We start from the raw sequence: 12876 nt of genomic DNA on the forward strand, positions 1-12876 counted from the left end.
GCGGGGCGGTTTTGGTGGCATGCACGCATGATGCGTTATCCACGATTCGTTTACAACAACTTTCTACGCTGTACGCTCAGGCTGAATAGTCACTGAAATTGAACGATATGTCGCTCTGGCCGGTCGATAAAAACTTCACTGCCCTCATGCAAGCACAAGACTGGCAGCAACTGGTCCGCGCGTCGCAGGACGCGCTAGCGCCACTGGCCGTCGACAGTTTTCTCAAGATAATGAAAATTGCCGACGGCGCCGGCCGAACCCATTTGCACGTCGTCAGCTCACTGCCCTCGTCGGTGGCCGATCTGTTCCTGGGCGCCGACGAAAACGGCAGCGATCCGGTGATGCGGCACGTGGCCAGAACCGGCATCCCGCTGGCCTGGGATATAGACCAGCTTTGCCGCGAGGGGCCGACACAGATCTATCAAGGTTTGAAGGCGTCCGGGATTAGAACCGGACTCAGCATTGCCGGACGCAGCGAACATAATTTCAGCCGCATCGACTTCTACTCCATGGGAAACGCCAGTTTTTCCGGACAGCAGCAGCGCAACCACCTGCTGCTGTTCAGTTGCTACCTGAACGAGGCGGCGCGCACGCTATGGCGGCAGCAAAGCCCGAAGGTCGACACCCCTGTTCTGACCTCGCGCGAACGGCAGTGCCTGCGCTGGAGCGCAAGCGGGAAAACCAGCAATGAAATCGGCTCGATCCTGGGCATTTCGCAAAACACCGTTTACTACCATCTGAAGAAGGCCGCGTCCAAGTTCCAGGTCTATGGAACCCGGCATGCCATCAGCCGCGCGATTGAGATGGGGCTGATCTGAGCGGTAGCGGACTCAATCCACCCACCTTCCAGATCGCGCCCGTCACGGCTCTGGCTGCACCGCTGGCCCACTCGCCCAGCGCGATCACGCGGGCCTCCAATCGGGCAGGTCAGCAGTCTGGCCCGCCAGTGCGTGAGTGCAATCGCCGAGGAACTGAATGCGACCGTCAGTAACGAAGCTGTGCCAAACGTCGAGCGGGTCGCCCTCCTCCCAAATGAAAGTCGGGTCGACCGCCCGGCCGGTTTGGACGAGCACCGACGCCGAGAACGTTGGGCGGTCGCCGGAGCCGTTGAAACTCCAGATCGGCCAGCGGCGCGCCGCTGGCCGCCGGCCGCCGGCGTAGTATGGATGCCGTGGGCTCCGTTGCACCCGGGACATTTGAACATGACCAGGCCATCGGCGCCAAGGCGCAGCTTGCTACCCAGCGCGCTCACGCCAGCAGCCGCTGCGCCACAGTGAACAGCGGCAGGCGCTCGGCCAGGCCGTTCGTGCCGCCGTTGACGCGCCGCGTCACGCGCACCTGGTCGCCGGCGTCGGCCAGTTCGTTCACGCCGTGCGCGCGACATCACCAGCGCGCACGGCGGCAGCATCGCCCTCGACAGCGCGACGATCGCCACGCAGACCCAGCCGGGCGCCGCGCCCAGCCACAGCAGCACGGCAGCCACAGTGAAAAGCACCGCCTCGCTGCCTAGGTACATCGCCAGCGGCGCGGCGCGGCCGGTTTTTTGCAGCGCCTCGCCGGCCGGCAGGCGCACGCCGGCCTGCTGGGCGCAGAGCTGCGGCAAAGAGCCTGGCGACGCGCCGACCATCAACCTCTATTCGTTCAAAGCCTAACTCGCCCCGAGACAAGGCCAGCGGCTTGATTTTTGGCGCCGATTAGGCCGGCACCAGTTCTATCCTGATCGTTTTGCCCAAGGCGGCGGCCGCGCCGGCCAGCGTTGTCAGTGTCAGGCTGGTGTCGTTTTCATCCAGCAGGCGATTCAGCGAGGCCCGGCTCGTGTGCATCAATTCCGCGAGACTGGTCTTGGTCAGTTTCTGCTCCTTCATTTCTTGCGCGATCTGCCAGGCGATGACGCGCTTGACCGCTACGGCCGTGGCCTCTTCAAGCATCGATTCCCCGGCTAGGAAGTCATCGAAATTGCTGCCAATGTTTTGCTTTTTCATCATTCTCTCCGCGATTACTTCATTCGGTCCAAGGCCGTCCTCAAGTCCGCTGCGGGTGTGCGCTGCGACTTCTTAATAAACCCATGCAGCAGGACCATCGTGCCGTCCTCCACCGTAAACAGAACGCGCGCGATCCGGCCCGGCAAGCCGATCCGCACCTCCCACAGGCCGGTGCCCATCTTGCGCACCAGCGGCATGCCAAGTGGCCAGCCGTACTGCACCGTCTTAATATCCTCACCGATGATCTTGCGCTCCGGCGAAGGCAGGGACTTCAACCAGTCGCGCACCGGCTCTACACCGGCCCCGGATAGGTAGAAGTTGACTTGCAGGGTAGGTCTGGTCATATATGAATGTATCAAATTTGGTACGAAATATCAAGCGCTATTTGGAGGGCGCTCTTACTTGTGAGGCGAAATGGTGGTCTGTGCCCGGGCTGCGGCAGGTGGCGCCGGGCGCTGATTCGACGCGAAGCGCCGCCCATGAAGGCCACGAATTCGCGCGAGGTGACCAGCCTAGCCACTGCCTTAGCACACGCCGTCGGCTTGGATGAAGGGCACGAAGATGCGGCGCTGGTCGGCGATGCCGGCGGCGTTGACCAGCTCGGCCAGGCAGGCGCCGCAGTCGGCGCCGCCGCGCGCCGCCAGTTGCTTGCTTGGCCAGGCCGTGCAGGCGGCTGTCGTCGAAGCCAAGGCCGAGCCGGGCCGAGCGCGTAGACGGCGTCGACCAAGGCCTGGTGCTGGATCGGCTTTTGCAGCAGTTGCGCCGCGCCCAGCGCGCAGGCCTTGAGCTCCTCGACGATCAGCGAGACGATCAGCACCGGCGTCGGCCCCAGGCGCGGGTTGGCCTGAGCTGCTCGAGCACGTCTCAGCCGCTGGCGCCCGGCAGCACCAGGTCCAGCACCGCCAGGCCGACGCCATGCCCGGCCTGCGCCCGCGTGGCGCAGGCCAGGGTCGGCAGCGCCGCCTCGGCGAAGCCTCCTCCAGGTCGGCGCGCACCGTCAGACTGTCGTCGACGATGAGGATAGTCGGCGTCCTGCACCAGCGCGACCAGCGCCGGGCCGATGTAGGACAGCGGCAGCGGCAGCGGCAGCGCCAGCACCTGCGCCTCGGCCTCCTCAATCAGCACGTCGAGCGCGGCCAGCGACAGCGGCACGCGCCGCACGTCAGCACCTGCCAGCGCGGCGCCGGTCCACAGCACCGGGTGCAGCTGGAACAGCGTACGGCGCAGACTGGGCGCGGCGAAGTCGATGTGCAGACGCGTCACGTGCGCACCCGCAAGCGGCCAGCGCGACGGCGGCCGGGCACGCCGCGGTGCCGCGTCGCACACTTGCAGCAGCGTCGGCGGGGCCAGATTCAACAGCAGCGCCTCGCGCGCCAGCGTCTGGCCCAGCCAGTAGTACTCGGCGCCGTCGAGGCCGCCGATGGTCAGCAGTTGCCGGTGCAGCAGGCCGAACCAGGCGCCCGGCGCCAGCGCGCCCTGCCGGCGGTTCCAGGCGGCGATAAAGTGCGGCACCACGGCGATAATGGTCAGGCCGTGCGCGCCGGCCACGCCTTCCAGCCGGGCCAGCAGCGGCCCTGGTGCGGCGGCGTAAAACGGCGCGCCCGGCCGCCAGTCGGCGCCCACGCGCCGGCCGTCCAGCGGCTCGCCGTACAGCGCCTGGAAGCGCATCGCGGCGGCGGAGCCACCTGCCACAGGCGGGTCAGCTCGTCGTCGAGCACCACGCTGGCCGGCCAGCCGGCCAGCAGTTGTTCCAGCGCCGCGCCGATGGCGTCGAGGACGCCGGCGGCCGGCGCGCACGCGCACTCGGCCAGCACGGCGCCGTTAACCGCGGCGGCGTGGTGGATCACGCCGTCGACGCGGTATTTGACGGCCAGACCGCCGGCAGCGCTCTCCAAGTGGATTCGGAGCCGTTCCATTTGACGCTGGCGGTGGCCGGCGCGGCCAGCAGCGCGGCCAGACCCTCGTCGGTGATCGGGTAGCGGCCGACGTCGAGCCGGTAGGTGTCGAGCGACTTCTCTAGCGACTCGATCTGCGCCTTGGCCACGGTGACCTCGGACTTGCCCAACTGGGCGAGGTACTTCGGCCCGACATAGGCCGCCAGCAGGCCGATGATGACGATCACGACAAGCAACTCCAGCAGCGTGAAGCCACCCGCGCCGCTGCTGGCCACGCCGCTGCGGGTGCTCGGCAACACCGTTCGCCCGAGCCGCGGCAAGAGCGTCGACAAGGAGGTGCTGGGCGTAGGCGACGCCAGCCGGCCGGGCCAGGAATTCACCCTCGCCAAATCGCCGCTGACCTACCTGGCGTCCGGCCCCGGCTACCGCAGCACCCTGCGCGTCTACGTCAACGGCGTGGAATGGCGGGAGATGGCCAGCTTCTACGGTTCTGGTCCGAGGAATGATCTCATCCGGATATCCTTTCCGAATTGGTGCGAACATTGCAGCGCCAAATAAAAAAACAGCACCGATATTATAGACTCTATAATATACAGTGCTGTTCGTTTATACGGCTTTCGCCGTAAGTCATTGATTCTATTGGTCGGGACGGAGTGATTCGAACACTCGACCCCTTGCACCCCATGCAAGTACGCTACCAGGCTGCGCTACGCCCCGACGAGACGCGAATTATAGCAGAGCCTTTTAGGTTTTTGCCATGCTTGCAACGCTCCGACGCACAAAATGTCGATTCGCTCAAAATTGCCAATCGCTACCACCCGACGCGATGCCAACCCAGCCGCGCGCTTCGCGGTAACATTGCGGCCTACCAGCATCGAAAGCCAGCCATGCCCGAACCCGCCAAGCAGCAACAGCAACTCCAGCGCGCCGCCGACCTGATCGCCTAGGCCGATGCGCTGGTCGTCGCGGCCGGCGCCGGCATCGGCGTCGATTCCGGCCTGCCGGACTTTCGCGGCGACGCCGGTTTCTGGCAAGCCTACCCTGCCCTCGCTCGCGCCCGCATGGAGTTCGCGTGCATTGCCTCGCCGCAGGCGTTTCACGCCACGCCAGCGCTGGCGTGGGGGGGGTTACGGCCGTCGCCTGGACTTGTATCGCGCCACGGTGCCGCACGCGGGTTTCAGCTTGCTCAAGCATTGGGGCGAGCGGATGGCGCACGGTTACGGTATTTTCACCAGCAATGTCGATGGCCAGCTCCAGAAGGCCGGCGTCGATCCGCCGCGCATCGACGATGCCATGGCTCCATCCATCATTTGCAATGCCCGGGCCGTGCGGCGAGGCTATCTGGCCGGCCGACGGCTTCGTGCCGGATGTCGATGCGGACGAATGCCGGCTGCACAATGCGGCGCCGACCGGATGTGGCGGGGCGCTCGATGTCGGCTTGGCGATGGGGGCGGTGGCGGCGTTGCAGGCGATCGGGGCGATGTTGCAGGGGGACCGGGGGTTTGGCGGCGGCGCAGTAAAACCAAATGCCTGATGCCGCTTCCGTAGGTCGGATGCGGGGGCCGCCGAGGCGAATGCGTCATCCGACGCCGAGCCGCTGCCGACGTCAGTCGGGTTACGCCGTGCCAGATAACCCGACCTAAAGCAGTAACTTAGCGGCAGCAGGGTCTTTTAGCTGAACAGCAGCGGCGCCAGCGCCAGCCGGAAGGCGGCGATAACGCTGGTCTGGTCCATGTCCGGATGGTGCAGCGCGCGCAACGATATGCCTTGGTACAGGCCGATCAGCGCTTCCAGGCGGCCGGCCACGGTGGCGTCGTCCGCCGCCAGCCCGCGTTGCAGCCGCGCGCGCTGCATGATGCTGTGCAGTTCCCCGCGCAGGCGCGTGTCGGCGTCGCGCAGCGCGGTGGCGATGGTCGGGTTGCGCGACGCTTCGGAGAAAATTTCCAGCTGCAGCCCCCACATCTCCGGGTCAAGGTTTTCTTTGACTTGGTGCTCGGCGTTGTCGAGCATCGTTTGCAAGGGGTCTTCCTTTTGGCGCAGGTCGAGCAGGATGGCCGCCACCCGTTCGAGGTTTTTCTCGACGAAGGCGGTGATGATGGCGTCTTTGCTGGCGAAGTAGTTGTAGATGTGGCCGGCGCTCATGCCGGCCGCCTTGGATATTTCCGCCATGCTGGCGCCGTGGAAGCCGCTGCGGCGGAAGCAGCCGGCGGCCGCGTCGAGCACCTGGTTGCGCCGGTTGAGCGTGCGCTCTTGGTCGGCGCGCTGTTTTGCTGTGATTGTCATGTACTTTTCCGTTGTGCCGGCGACGCGCGGGACGGCCCGCGTCGGCGCCGGTCACTTTACCCGATACGGCCGGCGATGGCCACCGAGGACGGCTTCGAATGGTGTTTTTACAACTGGCGGGGCAAAGCCGTCGTCGACGCCAGTCGGGTTACGCCCTTGCGGGCTAACCCGACCGACGAAAATCTCAGCCCCAGTCTACTCCAGCAGCAGGGCCGTGAACGCCAGGCGGAAGCCGGCGACCACCGCGGCCTGGTCCATGCCGGGGTTGTGCAGCGCACGCAAGTGCAGCCCCTGGTGCATGGCGACGATGGTTTCGATGCGCCCGTCGAGCAGGCTGTCGTCGGCCGCCAGCCCGCGTTGCAGCCGCGCCGCCTTGAGGATGGCGCGAAAGCGCAGCCGCGTGCGGCGGTCCGCGTCCTGCAGCAAGGCGGCGATTTTCGGGTTGCGCGCCGATTCGGCGAAGATCTCCAGCGGCAGCGCCCACAGCGCCGGGTCCAGGCTGTCGCGCACGCTCTCGCCTACGTTGTCGAGCATTTTCCGCAACGGGTCGCCGTGCTGTTCCAGGTCGAACATGTGCGCCGCCACGCGCTCCATGTTTTGCTGCACGAACGCGGCGATGATGGCGTCCTTGTTGTCGAAGTAGTTGTAGATGTGGCCGGCGCTCATGCCGGCCGCCTTCGATATTTCGGCCATGCTGGCGCCGTGGAAGCCGCTGCGCCCGAAGCAGCACGCCGCCGCGTCCAGCACCTGCTGGCGCCGGTGCAGCGCGCGCTCCTGGTCCGGGTGGCGCTTCTCGCCCGCGCTCATTGGGTCCGGTCGACGCCCCGCGCGCCGGCCGTCGCCGGCGCCGCGCCCTCCGGCTGCCAGCCGCCGCCCATCACCTTGTACAGCGTCACCAGGTTGCTCTGCTTGAGCAGGCGCGCGCTGATCAGGCTTTGCTGCGCCGCGTACAGCGCGCGCTGCGACACCAGCGCGTTCAGGTAGGATTCGACGCCCTGGCGGTAGCGGGCCTCGTGGATGCGGTAGCTTTTCGCCGAGGCCTCGGCCAGCGCCTCCTGCGACGCCAGCCGCTCGCCCAGCGTGCCGCGCTGCGCCAGCGCGTCCGCCACTTCGCGGAACGCGGTCTGGATCGCCTTGTCGTAGCGCGCCACCGAAATGTCGCGCTCGACCTTGGCGATGTCGAGGTTGGCGCGGTTGACGCCGCCGTCGAAGATCGGCAGGCTCATTTGCGGCAGGAAGCTCCACGCCCCGCTGCCGGCCTTGAACAAACCGGACAGCTTGCCGCTGGCCGAACCGGCCGAACCGGTCAGCGAGATGCGCGGGAAGAAGGCGGCGCGCGCCGCGCCGATGTCGGCGTTGGCGGCGCGCAGCGTGCGCTCGGTTTCGAGCACGTCGGGGCGGCGTTGCAGCAGCTCCGACGGCAGCCCGGCCGGCAGCTCGGTGAGCGCGCCGACGGCGTCCAGCGGGCCTTGCGGCAGCAGCGCGGCCGGCAGCGCCGCGCCGGCCACCAGCGTCAGCGCGTTCTGGTCCAACGCCACCTGGCTGGTGTACAGCGCGACGTCGGAACGGGCCGCCTCGACGCTGGTCTGCGACTCGTACATGTCCAGCCCGGAGGTGGCGCCGGCCTTGAAGCGGCGCTGGCTCAGGTCGTAGGACAGTTGCTGGCTTTTCAGCGTTTCCTGCGCCAGGCGCAGGCGCTCCTGGTCCGCCGCCAGCGTCAGGTAGTGGCCGGCCACTTCGGCCACCAGGCTGATTTGCGCGGCGCGGCGCGCCTCTTCGGTGCCCAGGTATTGCTGCAGCGCCGAGTCGGACAGGCTGCGCACGCGGCCGAAGAAGTCCAGCTCGTAGGCGGCCACGCCCAGGTTGGCGCTGTACTGGTGCGCCACCTGCGCCTGGCCGCTGGCGCTCATGCCGGCCGGCGTGCGCTGGCCGCCGCCGCTGCCGTTGGCCGAGATCTTCGGCAGCAGCGCGGCGCGCTCGATGCCGTATTGGGCGCGCGCCTTTTCAATGTTCAGCGTGCTCACGCGCAGGTCGCGGTTGTTGGCCAGCGCCAGCTCGATGACCTGGCGCAGCCGGGCGTCGGCGAAGAACTCGCGCCAGGCGATGTCGGACGCCGGCCGGGCGTCGGCCGCCGCGGCCGCGTCGCCCTGGTAGGCCGGTCCGGCCGGCCAGGCGCCGGCCACCGCCGCGGCCGGGCGCTGATACACCGGCGCCAGGCTGCAACCGGCCAGCAGCGCCAGCGCGGCGAGGGTGAGGATGGATTTTTTCATGTTAATGCGCTTCCGAAATGACTGTTGCGGCCGGCGCCGGCGCGGCCTTCTTCTGTTTGAAGAAGCCGCGCACCAGCACGAAGAACACCGGTACGAAGAAGATGCCGAGGAAGGTGGCCGACAGCATGCCGCCCAACACCCCGACGCCGATGGCGTTCTGGCTGCCGGAGCCGGCGCCGCTGCTGGTCGCCAACGGCAGCACGCCCAGGCCGAAGGCGATCGAGGTCATCAGGATAGGGCGCAGGCGCAGGCGCACCGCTTGCAGCGTCGCCTCCTTCAGCTCGACACCCTTGTCCTGCAGTTCCTTGGCGAATTCGACGATCAGAATCGCGTTCTTCGCCGACAGGCCGACCACGGTCAGCAGCGCCACCTGGAAGTAGACGTCGTTCGACAGGCCGAAGGCCCAGCTGCCCAGCACCGTGCCGATGACGCCGAGCGGCACCACCAGCAGCACCGAGAACGGGATCGACCAGCTTTCATACAGCGCCGCCAGGCACAGGAACACGATCAGCAGCGAAATGGCGTACAACTGCGGCGTCTGCGAGCCGGAATCGCGCTCCTCGGCCGAGGTGCCGGTCCATTCAAAGCCGATGCCGGGCGGCAGTTGCGCGACCATTTTCTCGACTTCGGCCATCGCCGCGCCCGAGCTCTTGCCCGGCGCCGGCATGCCCAGCACCTCGACCGACGACAAGCCGTTGTAACGCTCCAGCCGCGGCGAGGCGTAGACCCACTCGCCGGAGGCGAAGGCCGAGAACGGCACCATGGCGCCGGCGTTGTTGCGCACGAACCATTTGCCCAGGTCTTCCGGCACCATGCGCGAGTCGGGCTGACCCTGCATGAACACCTTCTTGACGCGGCCGCGGTCGATGAAGTCGTTGACGTAACTACTGCCCCAGCCGACGCTGAGCACCTTGTTCACTTCGGCCAACGACAGGCCCAGCGCGCTGGCCTTCTGCTGGTCGATGGTGATCTTGTATTCCGGCGTGTCTTCCTGGCCGTTCGGACGCACGCCGACCAGCAGCGGGTTCTTCGACGCCATGCCCAGCAACTGGTTGCGCGCGCCCATCAGGGCGTCATGCCCGAGGCCGGCCTGGTCCTGCAATTGCAGGTCGAAGCCGCTGGCGTTGCCCAGCTCCAGCACGGCCGGCGGCGCGAAGGCGAACACCATCGCGTCCTTGATCTGCGAGAACGCGCCCATCGCCTTGCCGACCACGCCGGTCACGCGCAGCGCCGGGGTCTTGCGCTCGGACCAGTCCTTCAGGCGGACGAAGGCGATACCGGTGTTCTGGCCGTTGCCGCCGAAGCTGAAGCCGGCCACGGTGAAGATAGAGGCGACCGCGTCCTTCTGGTCGTTCATGAAATGCTGCTCGACTTTTTCAATCACCTTCAGCGTGCGCTCTTGCGTGGCGCCGGTCGGCAACTGGATCTGCGAGAACAGCACGCCCTGGTCCTCGGCCGGCAGGAACGAGGTCGGCAGGCGCAGGAAGACCACCGCCAGCGCCGCCAGCAGCAGCGCGTACATCAGCATCGAGCGGCCGCTGCGGCCGATCATATTGCCCACCCAGCCCTGGTACTTGGCGCTGCTGCGGTCGAAGCTGCGGTTGAACCAGCCGAAGAAGCCGGTGTTGCTAGCGTGGTGGCCCTTTTCAACCGGCTTCAGGAAGGTGGCGCACAGCGCCGGGGTGAACACCATCGCGACAACCACCGACAGCACCATCGCCGAGACGATGGTGATCGAGAACTGGCGGTAGATCACGCCGGTCGAACCGCTGAAGAAGGCCATCGGCACGAACACCGCCGACAGCACCATGGCGATGCCGACCAGCGCGCCGGTGATCTGGCTCATCGATTTGCGCGTCGCCTCGACGGGCGACAGGCCCTCCTCGCTCATGACGCGCTCGACGTTTTCAACGACGACGATGGCGTCGTCGACCAGCAGGCCGATCGCCAGCACCATCGCGAACATCGTCAGCGTGTTGATCGAATAGCCGAACGCCGACAGGATGCCGAAGGTACCCAGCAACACCACCGGCACGGCCAGCGTGGGAATCAGCGTGGCGCGGAAGTTTTGCAGGAACAGGTACATCACCAGGAACACCAGCACGATCGCCTCGGCCAGGGTTTTGACCACTTCCTCGATCGACAGTTTGACGAACGGCGTGGTGTCGAAGGCGATTTGCGCCTTCATGCCCGCAGGGAACTGCTTGCCCAACAGCTCAACCTTTTTCTTGACCAGGTCGGCCGTCTCCAGCGCGTTGGCGCCCGAGGCCAGCTTGATGGCGATACCGGTGGCCGGCTTGCCGTTGAAGCGCGCCACCGTCTTGTAGTTCTCGCTGCCCAGCTCCATGCGGGCGACGTCGCGCAGGTTCACCATGGCGCCGTTGGCGCTGGTTTTCAGCAGGATGGCGCCGAACTGCTCGGCCGTTTGCAGCCGGCTCTGGGCCGACACGGTGGCGTTCAACTGCTGCCCCGGCGCGGCCGGCGCGCCGCCCAGTTCGCCGGCGGAGACTTCGGTGTTTTGCGCCGTGATGGCGGCGCTGACGTCGGCCGGCGTCAGTTGGTAGCTTTGCAGCTTGGCCGGGTCGAGCCAGATGCGCATCGCGTACTGCGAGCCGAACAACGTGACCTCGCCGACGCCCTCGACGCGGCTGAGCGGATCGACGACGTTGGCGGCGACATAGTCGCCCAGGTCGACCTGCTTCATGCTGCCGTTCTCGGAGGTGAAGCCGAGCACCATCAGGAAATTTTTGGTGGCCTTCGAGACCACCAAACCCTGCTGCGTCACGGCGGCGGGCAGCAGCGGCGTGGCCAGCTGCAGCTTGTTTTGCACCTGCACCTGGGCGATGTCCGGGTTGGTGCCGCTCTTGAAGGTCAGCGTCAGGCTGATGCCGCCGGTCGAATCGCTGCTCGACGACATGTAGCTCAAACCGTCGATGCCCTTCATCTTCTGTTCGATGACCTGGGTCACCGCGTCCTCGACGGTTTTGGCGGAGGCGCCCGGATAACTGCCGCTGATCGAAATCGACGGCGGCGCGATGCTCGGGTACTGCGCGATCGGCAAGCCGAGGATCGCGATCACGCCCGCAAGCATGATCACAATCGCGACCACCCAGGCGAAAATCGGGCGGTCAATAAAGAAACGTGCCATTTTTTATTCTCCTGGATTAGTGGGCGCTTTTGGCGTTCGCGGCGGGCGCGGCGCCGGCCGCCGGCGCGCCGGCGACGGCCGGCGCCGGCTTGGCGGCGCTGGCCTGCGCGCCCGGCTTGACCTTTTGCACGCCCTCGACGATGACGCGGTCGCCGGCGGCCAGGCCGGAGGTGACCAGCCATTTGTCGCCCAGCGTGCGCGCGGTGGTCAAGATGCGCTGCTCGACCTTGCCGTCGGGGTTCAGCACCAGCGCGGTGGCCTGGCCCTTCGGGTTGCGCGTCACGCCCTGTTGCGGCACCACGATGGCGTGCTCGTTCAAGCCGCTATCGAGCAGCGCGCGCACGTACATGCCGGGCAGCAGGTCGCCTTTCGGGTTGGGGAACAGCGCGCGCAGCGTCACGTTGCCGGTGCCCGGGTCGACGCTGACGTCGGAGAACTGCAATTTGCCCGCTTCGGCGTAGGTGCTGCCGTCGGCCAGCAACAGGCTCACCTTGGCCTGGCCGGCGCCGGCCTTTTTCAGGCTGCCGCCGTCCAGCTCGCGCTTCAGGCGCAGCAAGTCGTTGCTGGACTGGGTCACGTCGACGTAGATCGGGTCGAGCTGCTGCACGGTGGTCAGCGCGGCGGCCTGGTTGGCCGTCACCAGCGCGCCCGGCGTGACGCTGGAGCGGCTGATGCGCCCGCTGATCGGCGCGAACACGCTGGTGTATTTCAGGTTGATGTTGGCCATCTCCAGCGCCGCCGCCGCCGACTCGACGTCGGCCTTGGCCTGCTCGTTGGCGGCCACCGCGTCCTCGTAGTCCTGGCGGCTGACGCCCTCGATCGCCACCAGCTCCTTATAGCGCGCCACTTTCGGGCCGCTGGTCAGCAGGTTGGCCTTGGCCTTGTTCAGCGCCGCCCTGGCCGAGTTGTACGCCGCCTGGTAACTGGCCGGGTCGATCTGGTACAGCGAGGCGCCGGCCTTGACGTCGGCGCCCTCGACGAACAGGCGCTTCTGGATCAGCCCGCCCACCTGCGGACGCACTTCGGCGACCTGGTAGGCGGCGGTGCGCCCGGGCAATTCGGTGGTCATCGACAAGGCCTGGCTAGTGACCGTGTAGACGCCCACCTCCGGCACCTTGGCCGGCGGCGCGGTGGCGGGCGCCTTGCCGCAGGCGGCCAGTATCAGGGCCGCGCACACGGCGGCGACGGCGGTGGCGAGCGCGCGTGGGCGCGGCGTCGGCAGGGGGAAGCGGGATTCCATCATGGATTTTCCTGTAAGAAAACTACGCAAATATCGTCTAATAAAGCTGAATTATATT

14 protein-coding genes, 1 tRNA gene and 1 pseudogene are annotated in these 12876 nt (G+C 66.8%); 4 read left to right on the forward strand and 12 right to left on the reverse strand.

Going from position 1 to position 12876, the window contains the following annotated elements:
- Positions 1-107: 107 nt before the first annotated feature.
- Both ACFDR9_RS17970 and ACFDR9_RS17975 read left to right on the forward strand, forming a co-directional pair.
- Positions 108-818, forward strand: coding sequence for a helix-turn-helix transcriptional regulator (locus tag ACFDR9_RS17970; protein WP_409031866.1), 711 nt, complete (start codon positions 108-110; stop codon positions 816-818).
- A 666-nt stretch (positions 819-1484) separates the two neighbouring features.
- Positions 1485-1652 (forward strand): hypothetical protein, encoded by a 168-nt coding sequence (locus tag ACFDR9_RS17975; RefSeq protein ID WP_409031867.1) that lies wholly within the window; start codon positions 1485-1487, stop codon positions 1650-1652.
- Between the two features lie 42 nt (positions 1653-1694).
- Here the strand turns inward: ACFDR9_RS17975 and ACFDR9_RS17980 are convergent, their stop codons facing one another.
- The 5 genes and pseudogenes from ACFDR9_RS17980 to gspG form a co-directional block, all read right to left on the reverse strand.
- On the reverse strand, positions 1695-1985 hold the full coding sequence (locus ACFDR9_RS17980) for an XRE family transcriptional regulator (RefSeq protein ID WP_409031868.1): 291 nt from the start codon (positions 1983-1985) through the stop codon (positions 1695-1697).
- Positions 1986-1996: 11 nt separating this feature from the next.
- Entirely contained in the window at positions 1997-2326 is a 330-nt protein-coding gene (locus tag ACFDR9_RS17985) for a type II toxin-antitoxin system RelE/ParE family toxin (protein ID WP_409031869.1), read from the reverse strand.
- A gap of 180 nt (positions 2327-2506) precedes the next feature.
- The gene (locus ACFDR9_RS17990) at positions 2507-2671 is read right to left on the reverse strand and encodes a hypothetical protein (protein ID WP_409031870.1); all 165 of its coding nucleotides are present in this window, start codon (positions 2669-2671) and stop codon (positions 2507-2509) included.
- A 175-nt stretch (positions 2672-2846) separates the two neighbouring features.
- A complete protein-coding gene (locus ACFDR9_RS17995) occupies positions 2847-3674 on the reverse strand; it encodes a hypothetical protein (protein ID WP_409031871.1) in 828 nt (275 codons plus the stop codon).
- 214 nt (positions 3675-3888) lie between these two features.
- Positions 3889-4173: pseudogene (gspG, locus tag ACFDR9_RS18000) on the reverse strand (type II secretion system major pseudopilin GspG); the annotation flags it as partial.
- Here gspG and ACFDR9_RS18005 point away from each other — a divergent pair.
- Positions 4094-4435 (forward strand): hypothetical protein, encoded by a 342-nt coding sequence (locus ACFDR9_RS18005; RefSeq protein ID WP_409031889.1) that lies wholly within the window; start codon positions 4094-4096, stop codon positions 4433-4435. The pseudogene gspG and the gene ACFDR9_RS18005 overlap by 80 nt on opposite strands.
- A gap of 82 nt (positions 4436-4517) precedes the next feature.
- Here the strand turns inward: ACFDR9_RS18005 and ACFDR9_RS18010 are convergent.
- Positions 4518-4594 (reverse strand) — tRNA-Pro (locus tag ACFDR9_RS18010).
- On the reverse strand, positions 4585-4977 hold the full coding sequence (locus ACFDR9_RS18015; protein WP_409031872.1) for a hypothetical protein: 393 nt from the start codon (positions 4975-4977) through the stop codon (positions 4585-4587). Before ACFDR9_RS18015 ends, ACFDR9_RS18010 begins: the two co-directional genes overlap by 10 nt.
- A gap of 143 nt (positions 4978-5120) precedes the next feature.
- Here ACFDR9_RS18015 and ACFDR9_RS18020 point away from each other — a divergent pair, with 143 nt between their 5' ends.
- Complete coding sequence (locus ACFDR9_RS18020) at positions 5121-5411, forward strand: hypothetical protein (RefSeq protein WP_409031873.1); 291 nt, start codon at positions 5121-5123, stop codon at positions 5409-5411.
- Positions 5412-5548: 137 nt separating this feature from the next.
- On the opposite strand, the gene ACFDR9_RS18025 is transcribed toward ACFDR9_RS18020, so the two are convergent.
- The 5 genes from ACFDR9_RS18025 to ACFDR9_RS18045 form a co-directional block, all read right to left on the reverse strand.
- On the reverse strand, positions 5549-6160 hold the full coding sequence (locus ACFDR9_RS18025; protein ID WP_409031874.1) for a TetR/AcrR family transcriptional regulator: 612 nt from the start codon (positions 6158-6160) through the stop codon (positions 5549-5551).
- Positions 6161-6355: 195 nt separating this feature from the next.
- The gene (locus tag ACFDR9_RS18030) at positions 6356-6967 is read right to left on the reverse strand and encodes a TetR/AcrR family transcriptional regulator (protein ID WP_409031875.1); all 612 of its coding nucleotides are present in this window, start codon (positions 6965-6967) and stop codon (positions 6356-6358) included.
- Complete coding sequence (gene adeC, locus ACFDR9_RS18035; RefSeq protein WP_409031876.1) at positions 6964-8430, reverse strand: AdeC/AdeK/OprM family multidrug efflux complex outer membrane factor; 1467 nt, start codon at positions 8428-8430, stop codon at positions 6964-6966. The genes ACFDR9_RS18030 and adeC overlap by 4 nt, the downstream gene beginning before the upstream one ends.
- Position 8431: 1 nt before the next feature.
- The gene (locus ACFDR9_RS18040) at positions 8432-11578 is read right to left on the reverse strand and encodes an efflux RND transporter permease subunit (RefSeq protein WP_409031877.1); all 3147 of its coding nucleotides are present in this window, start codon (positions 11576-11578) and stop codon (positions 8432-8434) included.
- Positions 11579-11594: 16 nt separating this feature from the next.
- Positions 11595-12821 carry an efflux RND transporter periplasmic adaptor subunit gene (locus tag ACFDR9_RS18045; protein ID WP_409031878.1) on the reverse strand — a complete coding sequence of 409 codons (1227 nt, stop codon included), beginning with the start codon at positions 12819-12821 and terminating at the stop codon, positions 11595-11597.
- Positions 12822-12876 lie beyond the last annotated feature (55 nt).

This window comes from Janthinobacterium sp. CG_23.3 (genome assembly GCF_046115965.1).
Classification (GTDB): domain Bacteria; phylum Pseudomonadota; class Gammaproteobacteria; order Burkholderiales; family Burkholderiaceae_D; genus Janthinobacterium.